19 protein-coding genes are annotated in these 21,050 nt (G+C 68.5%); 10 read left to right on the forward strand and 9 right to left on the reverse strand.

Going from position 1 to position 21,050, the window contains the following annotated elements; all coding sequences use genetic code 11:
- Nucleotides 1-189: 189 nt before the first annotated feature.
- Nucleotides 190-750, forward strand: coding sequence for a GNAT family N-acetyltransferase (locus V9K99_RS10250; protein WP_337003495.1), 561 nt, complete (start codon nt 190-192; stop codon nt 748-750).
- Here V9K99_RS10250 and V9K99_RS10255 read toward each other — a convergent pair.
- On the reverse strand, nt 747-1,082 hold the full coding sequence (locus V9K99_RS10255; protein WP_337003496.1) for an MmcQ/YjbR family DNA-binding protein: 336 nt from the start codon (nt 1,080-1,082) through the stop codon (nt 747-749). The genes V9K99_RS10250 and V9K99_RS10255 overlap by 4 nt on opposite strands.
- A 31-nt stretch (nt 1,083-1,113) precedes the next feature.
- Nucleotides 1,114-1,911 carry a PASTA domain-containing protein gene (locus V9K99_RS10260; protein WP_337003497.1) on the reverse strand — a complete coding sequence of 266 codons (798 nt, stop codon included), beginning with the start codon at nt 1,909-1,911 and terminating at the stop codon, nt 1,114-1,116.
- 135 nt (nt 1,912-2,046) lie between these two features.
- On the opposite strand from V9K99_RS10260, the gene V9K99_RS10265 reads away from it, so the two are divergent.
- Nucleotides 2,047-2,385 (forward strand): PspC domain-containing protein, encoded by a 339-nt coding sequence (locus V9K99_RS10265; RefSeq protein WP_337003499.1) that lies wholly within the window; start codon nt 2,047-2,049, stop codon nt 2,383-2,385.
- Between the two features lie 71 nt (nt 2,386-2,456).
- On the forward strand, nt 2,457-3,716 hold the full coding sequence (locus V9K99_RS10270) for a M48 family metallopeptidase (protein ID WP_337003501.1): 1,260 nt from the start codon (nt 2,457-2,459) through the stop codon (nt 3,714-3,716).
- On the opposite strand, the gene V9K99_RS10275 is transcribed toward V9K99_RS10270, so the two are convergent.
- The gene (locus V9K99_RS10275; protein ID WP_337003502.1) at nt 3,713-4,678 is read right to left on the reverse strand and encodes a glycerophosphodiester phosphodiesterase; all 966 of its coding nucleotides are present in this window, start codon (nt 4,676-4,678) and stop codon (nt 3,713-3,715) included. The genes V9K99_RS10270 and V9K99_RS10275 overlap by 4 nt on opposite strands.
- A 187-nt stretch (nt 4,679-4,865) precedes the next feature.
- Between V9K99_RS10275 and V9K99_RS10280 the strand changes: the two genes are divergently transcribed.
- Together V9K99_RS10280 and V9K99_RS10285 are read left to right on the forward strand one after the other, a co-directional pair.
- Entirely contained in the window at nt 4,866-6,587 is a 1,722-nt protein-coding gene (locus tag V9K99_RS10280) for an ABC transporter ATP-binding protein (protein ID WP_337003503.1), read from the forward strand.
- A complete protein-coding gene (locus V9K99_RS10285) occupies nt 6,584-8,320 on the forward strand; it encodes an ABC transporter ATP-binding protein (protein ID WP_337003505.1) in 1,737 nt (578 codons plus the stop codon). Before V9K99_RS10280 ends, V9K99_RS10285 begins: the two co-directional genes overlap by 4 nt.
- Before the next feature lie 44 nt (nt 8,321-8,364).
- Here the strand turns inward: V9K99_RS10285 and V9K99_RS10290 are convergent, their stop codons facing one another.
- The 3 genes from V9K99_RS10290 to V9K99_RS10300 all read right to left on the reverse strand — a co-directional run bounded on the left by V9K99_RS10290 (nt 8,365) and on the right by V9K99_RS10300 (nt 10,527).
- Nucleotides 8,365-8,907 (reverse strand): rRNA adenine N-6-methyltransferase family protein, encoded by a 543-nt coding sequence (locus V9K99_RS10290; RefSeq protein ID WP_337003507.1) that lies wholly within the window; start codon nt 8,905-8,907, stop codon nt 8,365-8,367.
- 78 nt (nt 8,908-8,985) lie between these two features.
- The gene (locus tag V9K99_RS10295; protein WP_337003509.1) at nt 8,986-10,179 is read right to left on the reverse strand and encodes a CapA family protein; all 1,194 of its coding nucleotides are present in this window, start codon (nt 10,177-10,179) and stop codon (nt 8,986-8,988) included.
- A 69-nt stretch (nt 10,180-10,248) separates the two neighbouring features.
- Nucleotides 10,249-10,527, reverse strand: coding sequence for a helix-turn-helix domain-containing protein (locus V9K99_RS10300; protein ID WP_337003511.1), 279 nt, complete (start codon nt 10,525-10,527; stop codon nt 10,249-10,251).
- A gap of 59 nt (nt 10,528-10,586) precedes the next feature.
- Here V9K99_RS10300 and map point away from each other — a divergent pair, with 59 nt between their 5' ends.
- Nucleotides 10,587-11,354 (forward strand): type I methionyl aminopeptidase, encoded by a 768-nt coding sequence (map, locus tag V9K99_RS10305; protein ID WP_337003513.1) that lies wholly within the window; start codon nt 10,587-10,589, stop codon nt 11,352-11,354.
- A 444-nt stretch (nt 11,355-11,798) separates the two neighbouring features.
- On the opposite strand, the gene V9K99_RS10310 is transcribed toward map, so the two are convergent.
- The gene (locus V9K99_RS10310) at nt 11,799-12,878 is read right to left on the reverse strand and encodes an Rv2578c family radical SAM protein (protein WP_337003516.1); all 1,080 of its coding nucleotides are present in this window, start codon (nt 12,876-12,878) and stop codon (nt 11,799-11,801) included.
- Nucleotides 12,879-12,984: 106 nt separating this feature from the next.
- Between V9K99_RS10310 and V9K99_RS10315 the strand changes: the two genes are divergently transcribed.
- Genes V9K99_RS10315 through V9K99_RS10330 form a run of 4 tightly spaced genes read left to right on the forward strand, consistent with a single transcriptional unit; the run spans nt 12,985 to nt 19,101 of the window.
- On the forward strand, nt 12,985-13,818 hold the full coding sequence (locus V9K99_RS10315) for an NmrA family NAD(P)-binding protein (RefSeq protein WP_337003518.1): 834 nt from the start codon (nt 12,985-12,987) through the stop codon (nt 13,816-13,818).
- A gap of 20 nt (nt 13,819-13,838) precedes the next feature.
- Complete coding sequence (locus V9K99_RS10320) at nt 13,839-14,663, forward strand: TetR/AcrR family transcriptional regulator (protein ID WP_337003520.1); 825 nt, start codon at nt 13,839-13,841, stop codon at nt 14,661-14,663.
- A gap of 17 nt (nt 14,664-14,680) precedes the next feature.
- Nucleotides 14,681-16,450, forward strand: coding sequence for an HSP90 family protein (locus V9K99_RS10325; protein ID WP_337003522.1), 1,770 nt, complete (start codon nt 14,681-14,683; stop codon nt 16,448-16,450).
- Entirely contained in the window at nt 16,447-19,101 is a 2,655-nt protein-coding gene (locus tag V9K99_RS10330; RefSeq protein ID WP_337003524.1) for a tetratricopeptide repeat protein, read from the forward strand. The genes V9K99_RS10325 and V9K99_RS10330 overlap by 4 nt, the downstream gene beginning before the upstream one ends.
- On the opposite strand, the gene guaA is transcribed toward V9K99_RS10330, so the two are convergent.
- Both guaA and V9K99_RS10340 read right to left on the reverse strand, forming a co-directional pair.
- The gene (gene guaA / locus V9K99_RS10335) at nt 19,102-20,652 is read right to left on the reverse strand and encodes a glutamine-hydrolyzing GMP synthase (protein ID WP_337003526.1); all 1,551 of its coding nucleotides are present in this window, start codon (nt 20,650-20,652) and stop codon (nt 19,102-19,104) included.
- Between the two features lie 207 nt (nt 20,653-20,859).
- Nucleotides 20,860-21,048: a hypothetical protein gene (locus V9K99_RS10340; RefSeq protein ID WP_337003528.1), complete on the reverse strand. Its 189-nt coding sequence runs from the start codon at nt 21,046-21,048 to the stop codon at nt 20,860-20,862.
- Nucleotides 21,049-21,050 lie beyond the last annotated feature (2 nt).

Here is a 21,050-nt window from a genome sequence, read left to right on the forward strand (position 1 = left end):
CGGATGCCCGCGACGGACGGCGCCGGCACCGTCGCGGTCACGTCCCGCCACGTTTCCAGCACCTCATCGAGGCCGTCTTCTTGCACACTCCGCAGGCGCGAGACTTATCACTCTCACCCATGGAGTGCTAACCAAGTATTAGCACTCGCCCCAAGTGAGTGCAAGCCAGCCTCTCGCTACCGTAGGCCCATGGTGGAGGTGCGAGCAGCCGGTCCGGAGGCCTGGCAGGACGTGGCAACCGTGATGGGCACGCGCGGCGACCCGGCGCGGTGCTTCTGTCAGTACTTCCGCCTGCGCGGAAAGCAATGGGCCGCCGGGACCCGCGAGAGCAACCGGCGCGACCTGCGCAACCAGGTCTGCAAGGGCGACGTCCCACCTGGGGTACTCGCGTACGACGGTGACACGCCGATCGGCTGGTGCGCAGTCGCCCCGCGGACGTCGTACCCCCGGGTCGTCGCCTCACCCAACTGGCGCACCGACCACCCGGACGCGTGGGTGATCACCTGCTTCGTCGTACCGGTCGGCCACCGCCGCCAGGGCATCGCCGGCGAGCTCGCCCTCGGCGCGGTCGACTTCGCCCAGTCGTACGGCGCTCACACCGTCGAGGCCTGCGCGGTCGACACCACGCAGGCCGACAACGTCTCCTCGGCGGACCTCTACCGCGGCCCGCTGTCTGTCTTCCTCGACGCCGGCTTCACCGAGGTCAGCCGCACCAACCCCCGCTGGGTCCTCGTCCGCCGGACTCTCTAGTCCTGCAGCTGGGCGATCAGGTACTTCGGGGCGGTCAGGTGCCAGGCTTCGGTTACGAGTTCGCGGAGTTCAACCTCGTCTGCGGCGGCGATGTCGACGTTGAGCCACGCGAAGCGGCCGGATGCCCACGACGGTGAGTACACGTCTGGGTCCTCGGCGACCAGGGCCTCCTGCTCCTCGCGCAGCGCCTTGAGCTGCAGCCTGGTGCCGTCCTCGGACATGTAGGCGAAGCTCTTGTTCCGCACCTTGAAGACCGGCTGCCCCGCCCAGCCCTCGTCTTCCTCCACCCCCGGCAACCCGAGCACGACCTTCGTCAGCACGTCGACGTCCATCCCTCGACGGTAGAGCGTGGCACCGACACTTCTATGTGACCACGGTGACGGTGACCGTCGCTCCGGGCGTCAGCAGAGTCCCCGGCCGCGGCGAAACCCCGAAGATCTCGCCCACTCGGTAGCTCTGCGACGTCCTGGTCAGGAACTTGGCCTTCAAGCCCAGCTGTTCGAGCGCCTTCGCATACGCCGCGCCAGTCGGCCGCGTGGCCTGCGACTGATAGCTGGGCACTCCGACCTGGTCCTTCACGATCTCGATCCGGGTCAGGGTCCGGTCCACCTCTTCCGCACTCGTGGACGACTCGGCGCGGAACCATACCTGGAGGGATGGGATGCCCACCGCACCCCAACACGTCCCGCCCTCCTGGCAGTCCGTCCGCTGGCGCTCCGCCCGTACTCCGTCGATGGTGAGCGCCTCGTCGGCGTGGAAGCCGATCGTCGGGGAGCTGCTGAGCTCCACACTGTCGACCTTCGTGGGGCGTTGCCTCCGGCAGTCCGACGCCCCGCTCGGGTCGTCGATCAGGACAGTGTCCTTGCGCGGAGTACCGCAGCGGCTGAGGTTCGTACCCCAGACCTTCGGCACGGAGATCGCGGCATGGCCGAAGCCGACCAGTCGCATCGCAACCGGCTCCGGCTCCGGACCGGGGATCGTCACAGACCCCGACGTACCGCTGGAGGTCAGGACGTTGGTAGTGCCGATGACAGTCAGCACGGTGGTCACGGCTGCCACCGACGCCAGCACCGCGCGGAGTCGACGACGGCGGGTCGCACCTTCGCGGACGGCGTTCGGCCGCAGTTCTGCCGGGTGGTGGTCCTGCGTCCCCATGCGCATACAGACAGAGTGATGGGTGGATCGGGTCGACGAAAGTCGTCAGGGGGTGGGTCTCAGGGTCCCAGGGGTGCGATCAGGGGTGGGTCGGTACCGATCCGGATGTGGTGGGAGGCCCTCAGGCAGGAGAGTGGAGCCATGACGAACTCCAACGCACCGTTCTCCAACCTGTCCGGCAAGGTCCTCCGTCGTTCCCGCGACCAGCGGATGCTCACGGGTGTCTCCGGCGGCATCGCGGAGTACCTGAACATCGACGTGACGCTGGTCCGCCTCGGCATCGTCGGCCTGACCCTGATCACCGGCGGCACCGCCCTGATCGGCTACGTGGTCGCCTGGGTCGTGATCCCGGAAGCCGACGGCAAGGCCGTCTGGCAAAACGTCCAGCAGTCGGTCAACCAGCCCCCGAGCCCGGAAGCCGACATCGCCTCCCGCATCTACGACGACACCACCACCAACAACAAGCCCCCGGCGGCGTGACCGACAAAGCAGCAGGGTGACTCGCTCCCACAAGCCGTCACCCTGCTGCCCGGTGCTGGCACACTTCTCGCGTGCAGGGCACCGACGAAGTGACCAACTGCCCCGACTGTGGGCACCAGATCCGAGTCGACCGGCGCTACGTCACCTGGTGCGACAAGTGCGACTGGAACCTCGACCCGGCTCCGCTGAACGACCCGACACCCGCGTGGCGGCTCAAACTCGAGCATCGCCTCGCTGAGTCGCTGTACCGCGAACTGGAAAGCGGCGCCGTCCACCGGCCCGGCTGGGACGGGGCCCGGGTGGCAGCCCACCTGCTGTCTGCCCTGATCCTGCTGATCCCCCTGGTCGGCTTCCTGACCGGGATCGCCCTGCTCGCCTTCTACCGACCGCTCTGGTTCAGCATCCTGCTGTCCCTGCTCGCCTTCGCCATGGCCTTCGCGTTCCGTCCCCGCGCGGCCGACCTGCCCGAGAACGTTCACCTGGTCCACCGCGACGAGGCACCCACGCTGTACGCCGTACTGGACGAATTGGCGACCGCAGTCGGCACGAGGAAGGTGGCAGCCGTCGCTGTCAGCGCGGAAGCCAACGTCTGGTACCAGCAGATCGGCTGGCGTTTCCGCCCGGTCATCGGCATCGGCCTCCCGCTGTGGGCCGGCCTGCGACCGCAGGAACGGATCGCCCTCCTCGCCCACGAGCTGGGGCACGGCCGTCACGGCGACGCCAGGAGTGGCTGGCTGGTGGGCAGCGCGTGGTCCGTGCTGGAGGGGTTGCGGGAGACGTTCTCCGAGCAAGACTTCGACCGGGTCAAACGGGAGGACGGGTACGACGACTTCACCGGAGCCACCCTGTTCAGCCGGATGCTCAACTCCACCGTCGGCGTCCTGGTGCGTGGAGTCGCCTGGCTGCTTGAGCGGCTGCGACTGCGGAGCGACCAACGGGCCGAGTACCTGGCCGATCGAAAGGCAGGGGAGATCGCCGGGTCGGAGGCGGCTGTGCACGCGTTGGAACGGTCGCTGCTGGCTGATGCGTCGTTCCGCGCCATGGAGCGTTCGCTGCGCTTCCCGACCGAGGTCGAACCGCTGGAGGCGGTCAGGCGGGCGGTGACCGAAGTGCCGGCACGGGAGATCGAACGCCACGTGCGCGCCAGCCGGATCCGCGAGACGCGGACAGACTCCACTCACCCGCCGACGTACCTACGCGCCCGGCTGCTACGCACCAGACCCGCCACGACCGCACAGGTCGTACTGAGCACCGACAAGAGTCGCGCGATCGACCGCGAGCTCGCACCAGCTGCGCAGAAGGTGCTGGACGAGTTGCGCGCCGAGCTCTAGACGTTCAGAGCCGTCTTTCGGACTGCTGCTACTGCTTGGTCGGGGTGGTCGGTGAAGAGGGCTTGGATGCCTAAGCGGGTGTAACTGGTTAGTTCGGTGGGGAAGTCGGTGTCGGTGGGGAGGAAGCGGCGTTCGGCGCGGAAGGTCCAGACTTGGACGGCGAGGCCGGCGCGGTGGGCCTGGTCGACGAGGCGGGTCGGCTCGCCCAGGGAGCCGTCGGACCGGCGTGGGATGACCAGGTCCTTGTGTGGTGCCAGTACTTGCGCGTACGTCGATACCTCGCGCAGACCGGCCGGGTCGATCAGGTCCGCGAAGGTGCGGCCGTCTCCGGTACGCAGGAAGTCGTTCGGGGCGCTCTCGGAGTCCACCAGCTGCACCAGCGGCACCCGGGTCATGACCGACAGCCGACGCAGACTGGTCGGCTCGAACGACTGCACCATGATCTCGTCGTTCCGCAGCCCCAGAGTCAGGATCCGCTCGGTCAGCAGCTCCTCCAGCGGCAGTCCGACCCGCCGGAAGTACGCCGGGTGCTTGATCTCCGGCAGTACGCCGATCGGTCGCCCGAGCCGCTGTGATTCCTGCCGGGCCAGTGCCACCACCTCGTCGAAGGTGGGGATCGTCTCCAGCCCGTCGTACGCGGTGTTGCCGGCCCGTAGCGCGGGCATCCGTTCCCGCGCCCGCAGGGTCCGGAGTTCGGCGTAGGTGAAGTCCTCGACGAACCAGCCGGTCATGGCGGTCCCGTCGACGATCTTGGTGATCTTCCGGTCCGCGAACACCGGGTGGTCCGCGACGTCCGTCGTACCGGAGATCTCGTTCTCGTGCCGGCAGACCAGGACGCCGTCGAGGGTGGCGACCAGATCCGGTTCCAGGTAGTCGGCTCCTTGTGCCGCAGCCAGGCGGTACGCCGCCGGCGTGTGTTCCGGGCGGTAGCCACTCGCTCCCCGATGCGCGATCACCAGCATGGTTCCAGGACAGGCGGCCGACATGGCGCGGCGGGAACTCGTTGCCCAACGCAAGATGAAGCTCTTTTGATGCGCGGGGAGACACCGCGGCGCCACCCACCGTCACAGTCGACCCATCGGCAGCGGCCGGCCAGACGCGATTAATTCGCATGCGGCTGTCGGTGGCGGCACCTAGCCTGAGAAGGCCATGAAACAGCTTCCACTCGCCGATCCCGGCGTCCCCGATCACCGCTCGCCGACCCGCTATCTGCTCTGGGTCGCGCGCGGTCAGTCGCGCACGCTCGCCGGCGGGATGGCGTTCGGCATCCTGTGGATGGGCTCCCAGGCGTTCATCCCGGCGATCCTCGGCAAGGCGATCGACGAGGGCATCGCCGCACGCGACGGCGACCGGCTGCTGCAGTGGACCGCGGCGCTGTTCGCGGTCGGGGTGGTGCAGGCGTTGGCCGGCATCATGCGGCACCGGTTAGCGGTGACGAACTGGCTGACCGCCGCCTACCGCACCGTCCAGGTGGTGACCCGGAAGTCGGCCGACCTCGGCGCGACCCTGCCGAAGAACCTGGCCACCGGTGAGGTGGTCAGCATCGGCGCCGGCGACCTGGCCTACATCGGCAATCTGATGGAGATCTCGGCCCGGTTCACCGGCTCGATCGTGGCGTTCGTTGTGGTCGCGTCGATCCTGCTCTCCACCTCGACTCCGCTCGGTCTGGTCGTGCTGATCGGCGTACCGGTGATGCTGTTCTGTCTCGGTCCGATGCTGCGGCCGCTGCACAAGCGACAGTCGGCTCAGCGAGAGGCGGTTGGCGAGCTGAACTCGCTCGGCTCCGACATCGTGGCCGGTCTGCGGGTGCTGCGCGGCATCGGTGGCGAGGAGTCGTTCTCCCGCCGGTACCGCGGTGAGTCACAGCAGGTCCGGCAGGCCGGTGTCCGGGTCGCGCGGATCCAGTCCGTGCTGGACGCCGCCCAGGTGCTGCTGCCTGGCGTCTTCGTGGTGCTGGTCGTCGGTCTCGGTGCGCACTTCGCGCTACGCGGTGACCTGAGCGCGGGTTCGCTCGTCGCCTTCTACGGCTACGCGACTTTCCTGGTGCTGCCACTGCGGACGGCCACCGAGTTCGCCAACCAGTTGATGCGCGGTCTGGTCGCCGCACGCCGGGTGATCCACGTGCTGGCGCTGAAGCCCGACATCACTGACCCGGTGACGCCAGTGCGGCTGCCGGACGGCGGCGACCTGGTCGACCCGGTCTCCGGCATCCGCGCCCGCGACGGACAGCTCACTGCGATCGTCTCGGCCGAGCCGGACACCTACAGCGAGCTGGCGGACCGCCTGGGTCGGTACGACGACAGCAGCGAGGTCCGGTACGGCGGAGTGACGCTGGCCAGCGCGACCCGGGAGGACGTGCGTGCGCGGATCCTGGTGAGCGACACGGGTTCCCAGCTGTTCACCGGCACCCTGCGCCAGGAGCTCGACCCGGACAACCGCCGTACCGATGAAGAACTGATGGCAGCGATGCGTACGGCGTCCGCGGAGGACGTGCTCGTCGCACTGTCGGACGGGCTCGACTCCGAGGTGGAGGAGAAGGGCCGGTCGTTCTCCGGCGGGCAGCGACAGCGGCTGGTGCTGGTCCGTGCATTGCTGGCGGACCCGTCCGTGCTCGTGCTGGTCGAGCCGACCTCCGCGGTCGACGCCCACACCGAGGCGCGGATCGCGGACCGGTTGCGCGACCACCGGGCCGGGCGCACCACCGTCGTACTGAGTGCGAGCCCGCTGCTGCTGGACCGGGTCGACGAGGTGATCTTCGTCGCCGCCGGCCGGGTGGTTGCCACCGGCAAGCACCGCACACTGCTCGAGAACGACCCTTACTACCGCAAGACCGTGACCCGTGCGACGGAAGAGGAGGAGGTGCTCACATGAGGCAGATCCTGCCTGTTGCGGGCCCTGCCGAGATCCGTCGGCACGCGCGCCGGCTGGCCCGGCGGCATCCGCGCACGTTGCTCGTCGCGCTGCTGCTGCACGGGCTGGCCGCGATCACCGGTCTGGCCGCGCCGCGGCTGATCGGCGGTCTGGTCGAGGACGTCCAGCGGGGCACGACCGTGGCCAAGGTCAACCAGGTGATCCTGGTGATCGCGGTGTTCATCGTGGTGCAGTCGCTGCTGACCCGGTGGGCCCGATTCAAGTCGTTCGCACTCGGCGAGCAGGTGCTGGCCGAGCTGCGGGAGGACTTCGTCGACAACGCTCTCGCGCTGCCGATCGGTACCGTCGAGCGGGCCGGCACCGGCGACCTGTTGTCGCGGACCTCGCGGGATGTCGACACCCTGTCGCGGACGGTGCGGTTCGCCGTACCGGAGACGATCATCGCGTTCGTCACCGTGCTGTTCACGGTTGCCGCGACGATGCTCGTCGGTGTCTGGGTGCTGGTGCCGCTGCTAGCGATGACCCCGCTGCTCTGGATCAGCACGAAGTGGTACCTGCGTCGCGCGAAGGACGGGTACCTCCGCGAGAACGCGGCGTACGCGCAGATGACGAGCTCGCTCGCCGAGACGGTCGAGGGTGCCCGGACGGTCGAGGCGCTGCGCCGGTACGACGACCGCGTCCGCCGGGGCGACGCCGACATCCGCGGCTCCTACCTGGCCGAGCGGTACACGCTGTTCCTCCGGACCATGTACTTCCCCGTCGCGGAGGTCAGTTACCTCGTGCCGGTGGTGGGGACGCTGCTGTTCGGCGGCTGGCTGCACATCAACGGGCATGTGTCACTCGGTGCGGTCACGGCTGCCGTGCTGTACGTCAACCAGCTGATCGACCCGGTCGACCGGTTGCTCTCCTGGCTGGACGAGCTGCAGTCCGGTGGTGCCGCGTTCGCACGGTTGCTGGGCATCAGCGACGTACAGGACGATCGGACACCATCCGGGCGTGCGCCTTCGGGTGAGCTCGTCGAGGCCAAGGACGTGCGGTTCTCGTACGTCGACGGTCGCGACGTACTGCACGGCGTCGATCTGACCATCCAGCCGGGTGAGCGGGTCGCGATGGTCGGCCCGTCCGGCGCGGGCAAGTCGACACTCGGCCGGCTGGTCGCGGGGATCCATCCACCACGGACTGGTTCGGTGACGGTCGGCGGGGTCGGGATGACCGAGTTGCCGCTGGACGAGCTGCGCGAGCAGGTCGCGCTGGTGACGCAGGAGCATCACGTGTTCGTCGGCACCTTGCGGGACAACCTGTCGATGGCTCGACCTTCAGCGTCCGACGAGGAACTGCTCGAGGCGCTCGCCGCGGTTGATGCACGCGAGTGGACCGAGGCGTTGCCGGACGGTCTGGAGACGCGTGTCGGGTCGGGGCAGTTGGCGTTGTCGCCGGGGCAGGCGCAGCAGTTGGCGCTGGCGCGACTGGTGCTGGCTGACCCGCACACGCTGGTGCTGGACGAGGCGACGTCGCTGATCGACCCGCGAGCAGCGCGTCACATGGAGCGCTCGCTGGCCGCCGTACTGGAGGGCCGGACGGTGATCGCGATCGCCCACCGCCTCTACACCGCTCACGACGCCGATCGGGTCGCGGTGGTGGAGGACGGCCGCATCACCGAGCTGGGCAGCCACGACGAGCTGGTCGCCCGTCAAGGCTCGTACGCCGCGCTCTGGACGTCCTGGCACGGCTGAGACAGTCAGAACCCCCGACCACCTGGCCGGGGGTTCTGCTCTTTCTACCGTTTGCGCAGTACGAGTACTGCTGAATCGACATGGGGCGGTGGGGTGAAAGCCTTACGGGGAAGGCGAAGACCGATCGACAGGTCGTAGTGGTGGAACCACCGGTTCGCCCCTGGTGCGTCACCGCGAGACCACCGGTTCGCCACCGCCCGCTGCAGCACGAGATCCGCTGACACCAGGCGAGAACCCGGTGCCAGCAAGCGCTTCAGCAAAGCGGTGGAGACGTTGTACGGCGGACTCGACACCACCCGGAACGGTCGTGACGGCAACCGCAGATCGGCGGCATCGGCACGGACCACCGTCACCGGCGCATCCGCGAACCGCCGACGCAATCGGTCGGCACGACCAGGGTGGAGCTCGACGGCGACCACCTGGGCTCCGGCCCGGACCAGTGGCGCGGTCAGCGCACCGAGTCCGGCTCCGACATCGAGGACGAGCTCACCGGGTCTGACCCCGGCTGCGTCCACGACACGTTGGGCCCAACGACTATCGAGCGGATGCCATCCCCAGGCACCCCTCGCCTGCCCGGAGGCGGGCACGACGGACCATCACAAAGTACGTACTCATGCGGCCGACCCTAGACCGCCGTACCCGCTGGCCTCAAAGGGTTTTCGGTCTCACAGGACCTTCGGGGCAGCACCGAGTGATCGAACGGTGGCCGTCGTACGGCGTTCTGCCCGTTCCAGCCGGGTACGGCGAGCCGCTGCCAGGCCGGTCTTGGCGAGTTCACGCCGTACGTCGAGAACGCGGACGGGCAGCGCGTCCGTCATCAGCAGGGGTGCGTACTCGGCCTCCGATGTGGTCCACCGGTCGCCGGATCGCTTGAAGGTGAAGCGGACCAGGAGGCCTTCGGCCTTGGGGCTGCTGGGTTCGCGATGCGCGGCGATCAGATTGCCGAGACCGTACGCGACCCACTTGCCGTTGTGCTGCTCCATCGGCTGGACCACGTGGGCGTGGTGCCCGAGCAGCAGGTCGATGTTGCTGTCGGCAAGCAGTTGCGGAGCCACCTCGCGCTGCTGGTCGTTGAGCTTGCTCGAGTACTCGGTCCCCCAGTGACAACTGACCACCACGATCTCGGCGCCAAGGTCGCGCGCCTTCTTCGCCATCGCCTTGATCGCGGGTACGTCGATCTTGCCCGCGCGCCAGGTGTCTCCGTCGGGATACGGCAGGCCGTTGAAACCGTAGGTGTAGCTGAGCAGCGCGATCTTCACACCGCGAACGTCAACGATCGTTGGCGTTTCGGCCTCGGCCGGCGTGCGGGCCGTACCCGCGTGACGGAGTCCGGCTCGCTCGAGCGTCTTGAGAGTCCGGTCGACGCCGGCCGCACCACCGTCGAAGCTGTGATTGCTCGCCGTGGTGCACACGTCGTACCCGGTCTGCTTGAGCGCGGCTGCGATCTGCGGCGGGCCCTGGAACATCGGGTAGCCACGGTACGGGCCACCAATCGGAGCCAGCGGGGTCTCAAGGTGACACACCGCGAGGTCTGCCCCTTGGACGAGCGGCTTCACGCTGCTCATCACCGGCGCGAAATCCCAGTCGCCGTTACGCCCGTCGCGCTTCGCGGTGGTCCAGAGGCGTTCATGCAGAAGTACGTCGCCTGTTGCGACCAGGCTGATCCGGTCGACCTTGCCAGGCGTGGGCTTCCGGGTCGGGCCGGTCGTGGTGTCGCCCGGACCGGTGCCCACCCCGGAACCAGGCCCGTCGGCCAGATCCGCGCAACCCGCCGTCGCCGTCACCCCGGCTCCCGCGAGGAGCGCACCCAGCACAGTCCGCCGTCGTACCACCATCCCAAGCCCCCGAGCGTCGTCCAACCCACTTGCTCAGGAGACGCCCCAGTACCCGAGTTGGTTGGGGCGGTAACCCGATCGTGTCCGTTACCGCTAAGCGATCAGGTTGGAGTCGTCCTGAGTGGTCGGGTTGTCCTGGCAGGCTTCGACCAAGGTGTCGAGGGAGATGTCGAGGGTCGCGGCGACGGCGGCGACGGTGAACAGGGCCGGGGTCGGGATGCGGCCGGTCTCGATCTTGCGGAGGGTGTCGACGGAGACCCCGCAGGCCGCCGCCACGTCGACCATGCTGCGCTCACCACGAGCCTCCCGGAGCAGCCGGCCGAGTTGCCGGCCCCGCTCGCGGTCCCAACTGGACAGAGGTGGTCGCACCATGACCGTGATTATAGTACCGGTATAGTTATCCGGGAACGTGTCGACGTCGAGGAGTGGGCATGGTCGAGTTGAAGACTCCGGCGGAGATCGAGCAGATGCGGGCGGCCGGCCGGGCCGTCGGCGGCGCGCTGGCCGCGGTGAAGAAGGAGGCCGCGGTCGGGATGACCCTGCGCGAGCTCGACGGCGTGGCCCGCGAGGTACTGCGGTCGGCCGGTGCGGTGTCGCTGTTCGAGGGATACCAGCCGGGATTCGCGACCAGCCCGTTCAGCGGCGTCATCTGTACGTCGGTGAACGACGCCGTACTGCACGGCCTGCCCGGAGACCTGAAACTGCAGGACGGCGACCTGCTGAACGTCGACTGCGGCGCCTCGATCGACGGCTGGTGCGCGGACTCCGCGATCAGCTTCTGCGTCGGTACGCCGCGAGCCGAGGATCTCGGGTTGATCGCCACCACCGAGCAGGCGCTGGCCGCCGGCATCGCCCAGGCAGTCGCGGGCAACCGGCTCGGCGACATCGGCGCCGCGATCGGCCGGATCGGCAAGGACGCCGGCGTCGGCACCAACCTCGACTTCGGCGGCCACGGCATCGGCCGGCGCATGCACGAGGACCCGCACATCCCCAACGGCGGCCGCCCCGGCCGCGGCCTCAAGCTCCGCGCGGGTCACGTGTTCGCCATCGAACCCTGGTTCTGGAGCGGCCCCGGCACCACCTACGTCATCGACGACGACGGCTGGACCCTCCGCTCCGCCGACGGCACCCGAGGCGCCCACGCCGAACACACAGTCGCCATCACCGACCAGGGCCCAGAAATCCTCACCCTCCCGTAAACCACCCACGCGCCGCTACGCGCGCTCCTTCGTCACAAGCTCGCCGCCGCTCCCGCCCACCCTCCTGCGCGCGGCTACCGCCGCTCATCCAACCGCAACCTGATCCCACCAACCGTGACCACTCCACTCCGCCGCTACGCACACTCCTACGTCGCACACTCCGCGGCTTGCTGCACCCAGCGTGAGTGAGATGCCGTGGACTGAGGGTCGACGCGACCATCGCGGACAGCCCGCGGTCGGCGACGACGTTCGCAGTTGTCGCGGGGGAAGACGTTTGGGCCTGACGACGAACTGTTTCCCCAGAGCCCGGCTTCGAGGCTCCACGGTCGCCGCGACCACGCAGCGGTCGACTGAAGCGGTGGCAGCCGCGCAAATGGGAGCGGTCGGCGAGCACGCGACGTAAGGAGCACGCGTAGCGGGGCGCGTGGGGTCGACCACAGCAAGTCAGAAGAGGGTTTGTTGGTTGATGTCGGGGGTGGCGTGTGGGACTGGGGCGGTGCGGCGGCGAGGTGTGAGGATGCGGGCGACGGGCGTGGGGGACTCCGAGCCGCTGATGGGGTCTGAGCGGTGGCGGGAGCCTCGGCCGAAGCCGTGTTTGTCCAGGAGTGGGCGGACTTTCTCCTCGAAGGCGTTGTGGTAGCTGGGGGCGGCGTTGATGCCTCGGGAGTAGAGGGATTCGTAGCGGGTGACGAGGTCTGGGCGCTCGTGGGCCAGCCAGGTCATGAACCATTCCTTGACCCCTGGGCGTAGGTGGAGCACGAGGGTCGTGACACCGGTGGCGCCGGCTTTGGCCAGCTCTCCGAAGAGGAAGTCGAGTTGCTCGGCCGAGTCGGTGAGCCATGGGAGGACCGGCGCGACCATGACGCCGCAGGGCAGGCCGGCTTCGCGGATGGAGCGGATCAGGTCAAGGCGCCCGCGGACCGACGGCACACCAGGCTCGACCAGCTTGCGGAGCTCCTCGTCCGCCAGCGCGAGTGAGACAGCGATCCCGACCGAGACCTCAGAGGCAGCCGATGACAGCAGCTCCAGATCGCGCCGGAGCAGCGTCCCCTTGGTCAGCACGGACAGCGGCGTACCCGAACCCGCCAGCGCCTCGATGATCCCCGGCATCAGCCGGTACCGTCCCTCGGCCCGCTGGTAAGGATCGGTATTGGTGCCCAAGGCAACCTGTTCGCCGGACCAGGACGGCCGGGCCAGCTCGCGGCGCAGCACCTCGACCACGTTCGTCTTCACCACGATCTGCTGATCGAAGTCCGCTCCCTGATCCAATTCGAGGTAGCGGTGTGACGGCCGGGCGAAGCAGTAGCGGCAGGCGTGCGTGCAGCCGCGATACGGATTGATCGTCCAGTTGAACGGCAGCGACGTCCCCGGCACTGAGTTCAACGCGGAGCGCGCCAGCACCTCGTGGAAGGTGATGCCGCGAAACTCCGGCGTGGTCACCGACCGGATCAGGCCCGCGATCGACCCGAGCCCCGGCAACGTCCCCGGGGTCTCCGCGTCGACCTGCTGACCAGCCCATCTCATGCACCACAGTCGAACATATGTTCCCCCGATCTTCAAGTCGGCCAGGTGCACACAGCTCAATTCCCGTATACCATACGAGAATCAATCAGAACAGGGAGGGGACCCCATGACGATCCTCGTGACGGGCGCGACCGCGAGCGTGGGACGACTGCTCGTCGACGAACTCGTAGCGGCGAACGCACCGGTCCGGGCACTCACGAACAACCCGAAGAAGGCCGCGCTCCCCGACCACGTCGAGGTCGCGAAGGGCTACCTCGGCAAACCCGAGACGCTCCCCGCGGCACTCCACGGAGTCGACACGGTCTACCTCGCGCCACTTCCGGCGTACGTCGACGACTTCGTGCGGTGTGCGCAAGAGGCCGGCGTGCGGCGGGTCGTCGTACTGTCCGGTGAACCCGCGGAGTACGAAGCGCAAGGGGATCCGGCGGAGTGGCACTACTACAAGATCGAGCGCGCGATCGAGGCGGCCGGGTTCGAGTGGACGCATCTGCGGCCGGGTCAGTTCATGAACAACACGCTGGACTGGGCCACGTCGATCAAGGCGGAGAACGTCGTACGCGCGCCGTACCCCGCAGCCGTCCAGACACCGATCGACCTGGCCGACATCGCCGCAGTGGCCCGAGTGGTGATCCTCAGAGAGCAATACACCGGGCAGAAGCTCACGATGAGCGGCCCAGAGGGGCTGACCGCTCCACAGCAGGTCGAGATGATCGCTCAGGCGATCGGTCGCGAGCTCAAGTTCGAGGAGCTGTCACCCGAGCAGTACATGGCGATCTGGACGCCGATCGTCGGTACTGAGACCGCGCAGTGGCTGCTCGACGGCTTCCGGATGATGGCCGAGCACCCGATGACCCCAGAGCCGACAGTTGAAGCGCTCACCGGCCGTCCGGCAACGACGTACCGCGAGTGGGCGACTGCCAACGCCGACGCCTTCCGCTGATGCATGGGACGCTGTGCACTGTGACAGTGCGGCACAGCGGTGAAGGTCAGCCCGAGCGCACCCTCGCGCTGCTCTGGCGCAACAGGAAGCCAGCGGCTGAGCAGGTACGACGCACTGCGGGCAGACGACCGTCCTTGGACGTCGACGGACTGGTGCGAGCCGGCATCCAACTGGCTGACGAGCGTGGACTCGACGCAGCCTCCATGGGTGGAGTGGCCAAGGCGCTGGGCGTAGGCACCATGACGCTCTACACCTATGTCCCCTCCAAAGAGGAGCTACTCGACCTCATGGTCGACGAGATCCTGGCCGAGCGGCAGCTACCCGGCCCCGGCGAACCCAGACCGGCTGACTGGCGCGAGCAGGTCGAGCTGTACTCCGAACAGACCCGTGCGATGTTCCAGCGCCACCCCTGGCTCGCCCGCGTCTCCACCGTGCGCCCGCCGGTCGGCCCCGGCATGCTGGCCGGCCGCGAGTACCTGCTCTCCACCCTCCTCCCCCTCGACCTGAGCCCTCGCGACACGAACACGGCCGCCCTCGCGATCACGACGTACGTCGACTCTGCCGCCGGACTGGAGGCGGAGAGCCAACTGGTCGAGCGCACGACCGGGCAGAGCCATGAGGCCTGGTGGCACGAACGCAACGACCTCTGGGAGACATACTTCGACGTCGAAAGACATCCTGCGATGACGGCGATCTGGAACGCCAATGGCTACCAGGACACCGTCCACGAGGCCGCCACCGACTCCTACCGCTACGGCCTCGACCGCCTCCTCGACGGGATCCAAGCGCAGGCTGCTCGCCACCATGCGTCACCATCAGGAAGCGAACAGTCGCCGACACCGTGATGCCGTAGGTTGCCGGGGTGAGCGAGAACTTCCAGGTCGATCTGCAAGGGATCGTCGACCTGCTCAGCAACCACCTGTACAGCAGCCCACGCGTGTATCTGCGGGAGTTGCTGCAGAACGCCGTCGACGCGATCACCGCGCGGCAGGGCCAGGACCCGGAGGCGCCGCGGCGGATCGACGTACGCACGGCCGACGACGTCCTGAGCATCGCGGACACCGGGATCGGGCTGCGGCCGGACGAGGTCCGGGAGTTGCTGGCGACGATCGGGCGGAGCTCGAAGCGGGACGAGATCGGGTTCGCCCGGACCGACTTCCTCGGCCAGTTCGGCATCGGCCTGTTGTCCGCGTTCATGGTCGCCGACGAGATCGAGGTCGTCACCCAGCCGGCCGGCGGCCCCGCGACCCGCTGGATCGGTACGGCGGACGGCCGCTACACGATCGCGGAGACGGCGGACCGCTCCGAGGTCGGTACGACGGTCACGCTCAAGGCTCGGCGTGGAGCGGAGCAGTGGTACAAGCAGGCCACGGTCGTCGAACTGATCCGGCTGTTCGGTGCGCTGCTGCCGATCGAGATCCGCGTCGACGGCGAGCGGGTCACCGACGGCAAGGCGCCCTGGGAAGGCACCGGCGGCATCCAGCGTGCGGACCTGGTCGGCTATGCCCAGGACAAGCTCGGGTTCACGCCGTTCGACGTGATCCACCTGAACAATCCGGCCGCCGGGCTCACCGGTGTCGCGTTCGTCCTGCCGTTCGCGGCCAACCCGGCCGAGCGCGCGACCCATCGCGTCTACCTGAAGCGGATGCTGCTCGCGGAGAACGTCGAAGGGCTGCTGCCCGACTGGGCGTTCTTCGTCCGCGCAGTCATCGACACCTCCGAACTGCGGCCGACCGCGAGCCGTGAGGCACTCTTCGACGACGGCAATCTCGAGGCCACCCGGGACGCGCTCGGTGCGCAGTTGCGCGGCTGGCTGGTCCGGCTCGGCAGCACGGACCCGGCCAAACTCGACAAGTTCCTCGGCATTCACCAGCTCGGTGTGAAGGCCCTTGCGCTGCACGACGACGAGATGCTGCGGCTGGTGCACCGCTGGCTCCGGTTCGAGACGAACCACGGCCGGATGACGGCCGCTGAGCTGCAGGAGCGCGCCGGTGAGATCCGGTACGTCGCCACGATCGAAGAGTTCCGTCAGCTCGCCGCAGTCGCCGCCGCACAGCAGATCACCGTGGTGAACGGCGGCTACACCTACGACAGCGAGCTGCTCGAGCGACTGCCCGACGTGGTCCCCGGCCTAGTGACGACCAGGTTCGACCCGACCGAGCTGAGCACCAGCTTCGACAGTCTGGACCCGGACACCGAGCTGCAGCTTCGCCCGTTCGTCCAGCTGGCACAGGACGCACTGGACTCGGTCGGCTGCGAGGTAGTGGTCCGTGCCTTCGAGCCGGCCAGTCTGCCCGCGCTCTACCTCGTCGACCGTTCCGCACAGTTCGGCAGTGAGCTCAGAGCCACCAAGGACCGTGCAGACGCGCTCTGGTCGGAGGTGCTCGGTGCACTCGACACTCACGACGACAGTCGCCCACAGCTGGTTCTGAACCACCGCAGTCCCCTTGTACGGCGGATGGCGTCGCTAGGCGACCGTGAGCTCGTACAGCTCGCAGTAGAAGGCTTGTACGGGCATGCGTTGATGCTCGGCTACCACCCGATCAGCCCGGCCGACTCCGCGCTGGTGAACCGCTCCTTCCTCGGTCTGCTCGATCAGGCTGTCCCCACCCAGGAGGACCCGACCCGATGAACCAGGAACTGGTCGACCGGCTGCAGCGCGCCGAGAGTGCGCCGTACGGGAAAGCACGGTCCGCTTTGCTGGAGGACGTCGTACGGCGGGCTGATGCGGCCGGTGAGGACGATCTGGCGTTCTACAGTCGGCTGGCGCTCGTCACGGCGTACGTGATGGGTGGCGAGCCGCGGAAGTCGCTGGTGCCGTTCGCACGATGTGTGGCGGACTGGGACGCGGAGCCGGGCAAGTACCAGGAGTACTCGCACCTGTTCCACTGGTGCTTCAAGTACGCGCCCAGCACGCTGACCAAGTTCCCTGAGGTCCCGCTGGACCGGGCGTACGCCGTACTGGACGACATGGAGCGGCGTTGGCGGCTCAGCGGCCACAGCATGCATGCCGTCCATCAGCATCGCTGGCTAGTCGCGCACCACATCGGTGACGCGGAGGCCGCCGCGGAACAGTTCCGGCTGTGGTCGACCGCACCGCGCGACGACCTGTCCGACTGTGTCGGCTGCGACCCCACGTCGAAGGTGCACCACCTGACCACAGTCGGACGTACGGCGGACGCAGTCGCGCTGGCCGTGAGCGTGCTGGACGGGCAACTGACCTGCAACGAGCAACCACAGCAGATGCTGACCGCGTTGCTGCCGGCGTACGTTGCCGAGGGCATGTATTCCGAGGCGGTCGACGCGCATCGGAAGGGCTACCGGCTGCTACGTAGCCGGGTTGGCGAGCTGAGCGAGCACGCGGATCACGTGGTGTTCCTGGCCCGCACGGGCAACGAGCTGAAGGCCGTGGAGTTGATCGAGCGGCACTTGACCGAGTTCGACGACCCGCCGTCGCCGTACGCGGAGATGACGTTCGCCGCGGCGGCTGCGCATGCGCTTGGTCGGGTGGACGGTCTGACGATTCGGCTGCCGAAGGCCGAGGCAGTGCCGGCGGCGGAGCTGAGTGAGTTGTTGGCTGGGCGTGCGCTGGAGCTGGCTGCGCAGTTCGACGCCCGCAACGGGACAAAGCACCGCAGCGAAGAGATCCAGGCGATGCTGACCGCAGAGCCGTGGGTGGAGTACCTGCCGCTGTCGGAGACTGCGCGGCGTGCGCAGGTTCGGAAGCAGACACCACTCCCGGTGGAGCCGGTAGCTGATGAGCAGCCTGTGCCGTCTGGGCGTGGCTGGCTCGACCGGGCCGAGGAAGCGTGGCAGGGTGCGCGGCCCGAAGAGGCGGCGGCAGCGTGGCAGGCCTTCGAGCAGGAGGTGCCGGAGAGCGAGTGGACGGCGGTCGACCGGGCCCGTGTGCTGGACGGCCGCGGTCTGGTGGCGCACGACCAGCCAGAGGTCGCACTGGAGGCTTGGCGCGAGGCGCTCGCGTTGTACGCCGAGGCGGGCGAGGAGGTCCGGGTACTGCGCGACCGCGGACGCATCGGCCGGTTGCTGTGTGAGAGCGGTCAGATCGACGAAGGACTCGCTACAGCTGAAGAGCCGGTGCGCTGGCTCATCGCCAACGACGAACCACGGCGCCGTGGCCACTGGCAGTACTCGCTGGCGGCCATGTACACGCAGGCCGACCGGCCCGATGACGCCGTACGGGAGCTTGCTGAGCTTCGCGAACGCTCTGACATCGACGACGACCTCCGCGCCGGTGCAGCGCTGATGCAGGGCGATCTGCTCGCTCGAATGGGACGTTTCGAGGAGGCGGAGGAGGCTTCGACGGTTGCAGTGGGTGTCGCGACCGACCTCATTCGATCCTTTGCGTACAAGCAACGTGGGCGCATCCGCCTCGAGCTGGAGCGTCCCGCTGAGGCAGCCGAGGACCTGGCCGAGGCGGTTGCCGACATCGCCGGTGCGCCCGGTCTGCAGGTCCCGCTCGCGCTCTGCCAACTGGAGTTGTCGCGCGCGTACCTGCTCAGCGGACGCCCGCTGGAGGCGGCCGAGACTGGCGAGGAAGCGCTGCCGGTGCTGGGGAGTAGCGCTGACTTCGCCGATCCGCTGGCCGACCTGCGCGGCGTACTCATCGATGCGTACAAGGCTCTGGGGGAGCTGGAGTCCGCGCTGACGAAGGTGCACGAGCTACTGGGCTCCGCGCCGGCCGACGCACACCCCGCCTGGCTGGGCATGGTCCGGCAGGACGAGGGTCTGCTGCTGGAACAGCTCAACCGCGACGAGGACGCGATCGAGGCGTTCCTTGCGGCTGCGTCGTACCTCGAGACCGCCGAGCAGCCTGTTGAACAGGTGCAGGCCATCCGGCTGGCAGCACAGTCAGCCCGGTACGCCGGCGACTTCGGGCAAGCGGTGGAGCTGGTCGAGCGCACCCGCCCGATCCTCGACGCACTCCCCTCGGCCGACCCGCGCGTCCTCTTCCAGACCGCCGGCACCCACTGGGACCTGGCCCTGATCGCCCTCCAGCAAGGCCAAACGGACACCGCCGTACAGCAGGCAGAGCAGGCCGCGGATCACTACGCACGAGGCGGCTACGACGACCAGCACACCAACGCCCGCCTCCTCGTCGCCGAGCACGGCACCACCGACTCGACCCTGCTCGAGGAGATCTTCCCCACCCTCCCCACCGGCCACGACCTCTGGTACCGCGCCGGCTGGCTCCTGGTAGACCGCCTCCGCACCCAGGGCAGAACCCAAGAAGCCACAACCTTGGAGGCCCGCCTCAGCGAGTGACTACTCCCACTCGATGGTTCCTGGGGGTTTGCTGGTGATGTCGAGGGTGACTCGGTTGATTTCGTCGACCTCGTTGGTGATTCGGGTGGAGATGCGCTCCAGGACGTCGTACGGGAGGCGGGCCCAGTCGGCGGTCATGGCGTCCTCGCTGGTGACCGGACGCAGTACGACGGGGTGACCGTAGGTCCGGCCGTCGCCCTGGACGCCGACCGAGCGGACGTCGGCGAGCAGGACCACCGGGAACTGCCAGATGTCGCGGTCCAGGCCGGCCGCGGTCAGCTCGGTCCGGGCGATCAGGTCGGCCTGGCGGAGGATGTCCAGCCGCTCCTTGGTGACCTCACCGATGATCCGGATGCTCAGGCCGGGGCCGGGGAACGGGTGCCGGTAGACCATGGTCTCCGGTAGGCCGACGGCCAGCCCCAGCTCGCGGACCTCGTCCTTGAACAGGGTCCGCAGCGGCTCGATCAGGCTGAACTGCAGGTCGTCGGGCAGACCGCCGACGTTGTGGTGGGACTTGATGTTCGCGGCCCCGGCGCCCCCGCCGGACTCGACCACGTCCGGGTACAGCGTGCCCTGGACCAGGAACTCGATGTGCCGCTCGGAGTCCACCTTGCGGGCGGTCGCCTCGAAGGTCCGGATGAACTCGCGGCCGACGATCTTCCGCTTCTGCTCCGGATCCGTGACGCCGGCCAGCGCACCGAGGAACTGCTCCTCCGCGTCGACCACCTCGAGCCGGATCCCGGTCGCGGCCACGAAGTCCTTCTCGATCTGGTCCGACTCGCCGGCCCGCTGCAGGCCGTGGTCGACATACACACAAGTCAGCTGGTCGCCGATCGCCTTGTGCACCAGGGCTGCCGCGACCGCGGAGTCGACACCGCCGGACAGCGCACACAGCACCTGCTTGTCGCCAACCTGCTGGCGGATGAGCTCGACCTGCTCCTCCACGACGTTCGTGGTGGTCCAGTCGCCCTTGCAGCCGGCGATGTCGTAGAGGAAGTGCTCGAGCACGGCCTGTCCGGCCTGCGAGTGCAGCACCTCCGGGTGCCACTGCACACCGGCCAGCCGCCGGTCCAGGTCCTCGAACGCCGCGACCGGCGCACCCTCAGAAGCAGCCAGTACGGCGAAGCCGGCGGGCGGCGCCTGGACCGCGTCACCGTGTGACATCCACACGTTGAGGTCCTCGGGGATCCCAGCCAGCAGCGTGCCCGCCGAGCTCACCGTCACCGGCGTCCGGCCGAACTCGCGCAGCCCGGTCCGACGGACCTCGCCGCCGAGCGTCAGCGCCATCGCCTGGAACCCGTAGCAGATCCCGAACGCGGGCACCCCGGCCTCGAACAGCCCGGACTCGACCCGCGGAGCGCCCTCGGCGTACACCGACTGCGGCCCGCCGGACAGGATGATCGCCTTCGGGTTCCGGGCCAGCATCTCCTCGACCGGCATCGAGTGCGGCACGATCTCGGAGTACACCTTGGCCTCGCGGACCCGGCGCGCGATCAGCTGCGCATACTGCGCCCCGAAGTCGACGACCAGAACCAACTCATGCTCAGTCACCCGCAAAGCCTATCGGTGCAGGTCATGAGGGCTGTAATCCGCAGTCCGCAGCGGACCCGAGGAGATGCTGAGGGCCCGCCGGCGTGCACCGACGGGCCCTCAGGGCGATCTTGTAACGGAGAGACCTGCCTCCGCCTTCGCACCGGAGTCTAAACGCTTGCTTGACTCCGGTCCGGCATGGTTCACCCAACCGTAGGGTCTGGCGGCTCAGGCGTGGTGTAGGTCTGCCTGGGGGTTATCGGCTGTGCGGAGGGGGTGGTTGGTGATGTCCAGGCCGGGGAAGCGGCGGCGCATGGCGGCCTCGTGGCGGGCGGCGGAGGCGGGGTCGCCGATGTAGTCCGCGATCAGGTGCCGGCCGAACCACAGCCGCACTCGGCGGCGGGGTGGGAAGCTCACCC

The sequence above is a fragment of the Kribbella sp. CCNWLW201 genome (assembly GCF_037203805.1).
Lineage (GTDB): Bacteria > Actinomycetota > Actinomycetes > Propionibacteriales > Kribbellaceae > Kribbella.

Excerpts from the sequence above, each read along its gene's own strand:
- V9K99_RS10275 (WP_337003502.1), bottom strand. The coding sequence starts at position 4,678 with ATGCTGGTGATCGCGCATCGGGGAGCGAGTGGCTACCGCCCGGAACAC.
- V9K99_RS10280 (WP_337003503.1), top strand. The coding sequence starts at position 4,866 with ATGAAACAGCTTCCACTCGCCGATCCCGGCGTCCCCGATCACCGCTCG.
- V9K99_RS10315 (WP_337003518.1), top strand. The coding sequence starts at position 12,985 with ATGACGATCCTCGTGACGGGCGCGACCGCGAGCGTGGGACGACTGCTC.
- V9K99_RS10255 (WP_337003496.1), bottom strand. The coding sequence starts at position 1,082 with ATGGACGTCGACGTGCTGACGAAGGTCGTGCTCGGGTTGCCGGGGGTG.
- V9K99_RS10285 (WP_337003505.1), top strand. The coding sequence starts at position 6,584 with ATGAGGCAGATCCTGCCTGTTGCGGGCCCTGCCGAGATCCGTCGGCAC.
- V9K99_RS10300 (WP_337003511.1), bottom strand. The coding sequence starts at position 10,527 with ATGGTGCGACCACCTCTGTCCAGTTGGGACCGCGAGCGGGGCCGGCAA.
- map (WP_337003513.1), top strand. The coding sequence starts at position 10,587 with ATGGTCGAGTTGAAGACTCCGGCGGAGATCGAGCAGATGCGGGCGGCC.
- V9K99_RS10330 (WP_337003524.1), top strand. The coding sequence starts at position 16,447 with ATGAACCAGGAACTGGTCGACCGGCTGCAGCGCGCCGAGAGTGCGCCG.
- V9K99_RS10250 (WP_337003495.1), top strand. The coding sequence starts at position 190 with ATGGTGGAGGTGCGAGCAGCCGGTCCGGAGGCCTGGCAGGACGTGGCA.
- V9K99_RS10310 (WP_337003516.1), bottom strand. The coding sequence starts at position 12,878 with ATGAGATGGGCTGGTCAGCAGGTCGACGCGGAGACCCCGGGGACGTTG.
- V9K99_RS10260 (WP_337003497.1), bottom strand. The coding sequence starts at position 1,911 with ATGCGCATGGGGACGCAGGACCACCACCCGGCAGAACTGCGGCCGAAC.
- V9K99_RS10265 (WP_337003499.1), top strand. The coding sequence starts at position 2,047 with ATGACGAACTCCAACGCACCGTTCTCCAACCTGTCCGGCAAGGTCCTC.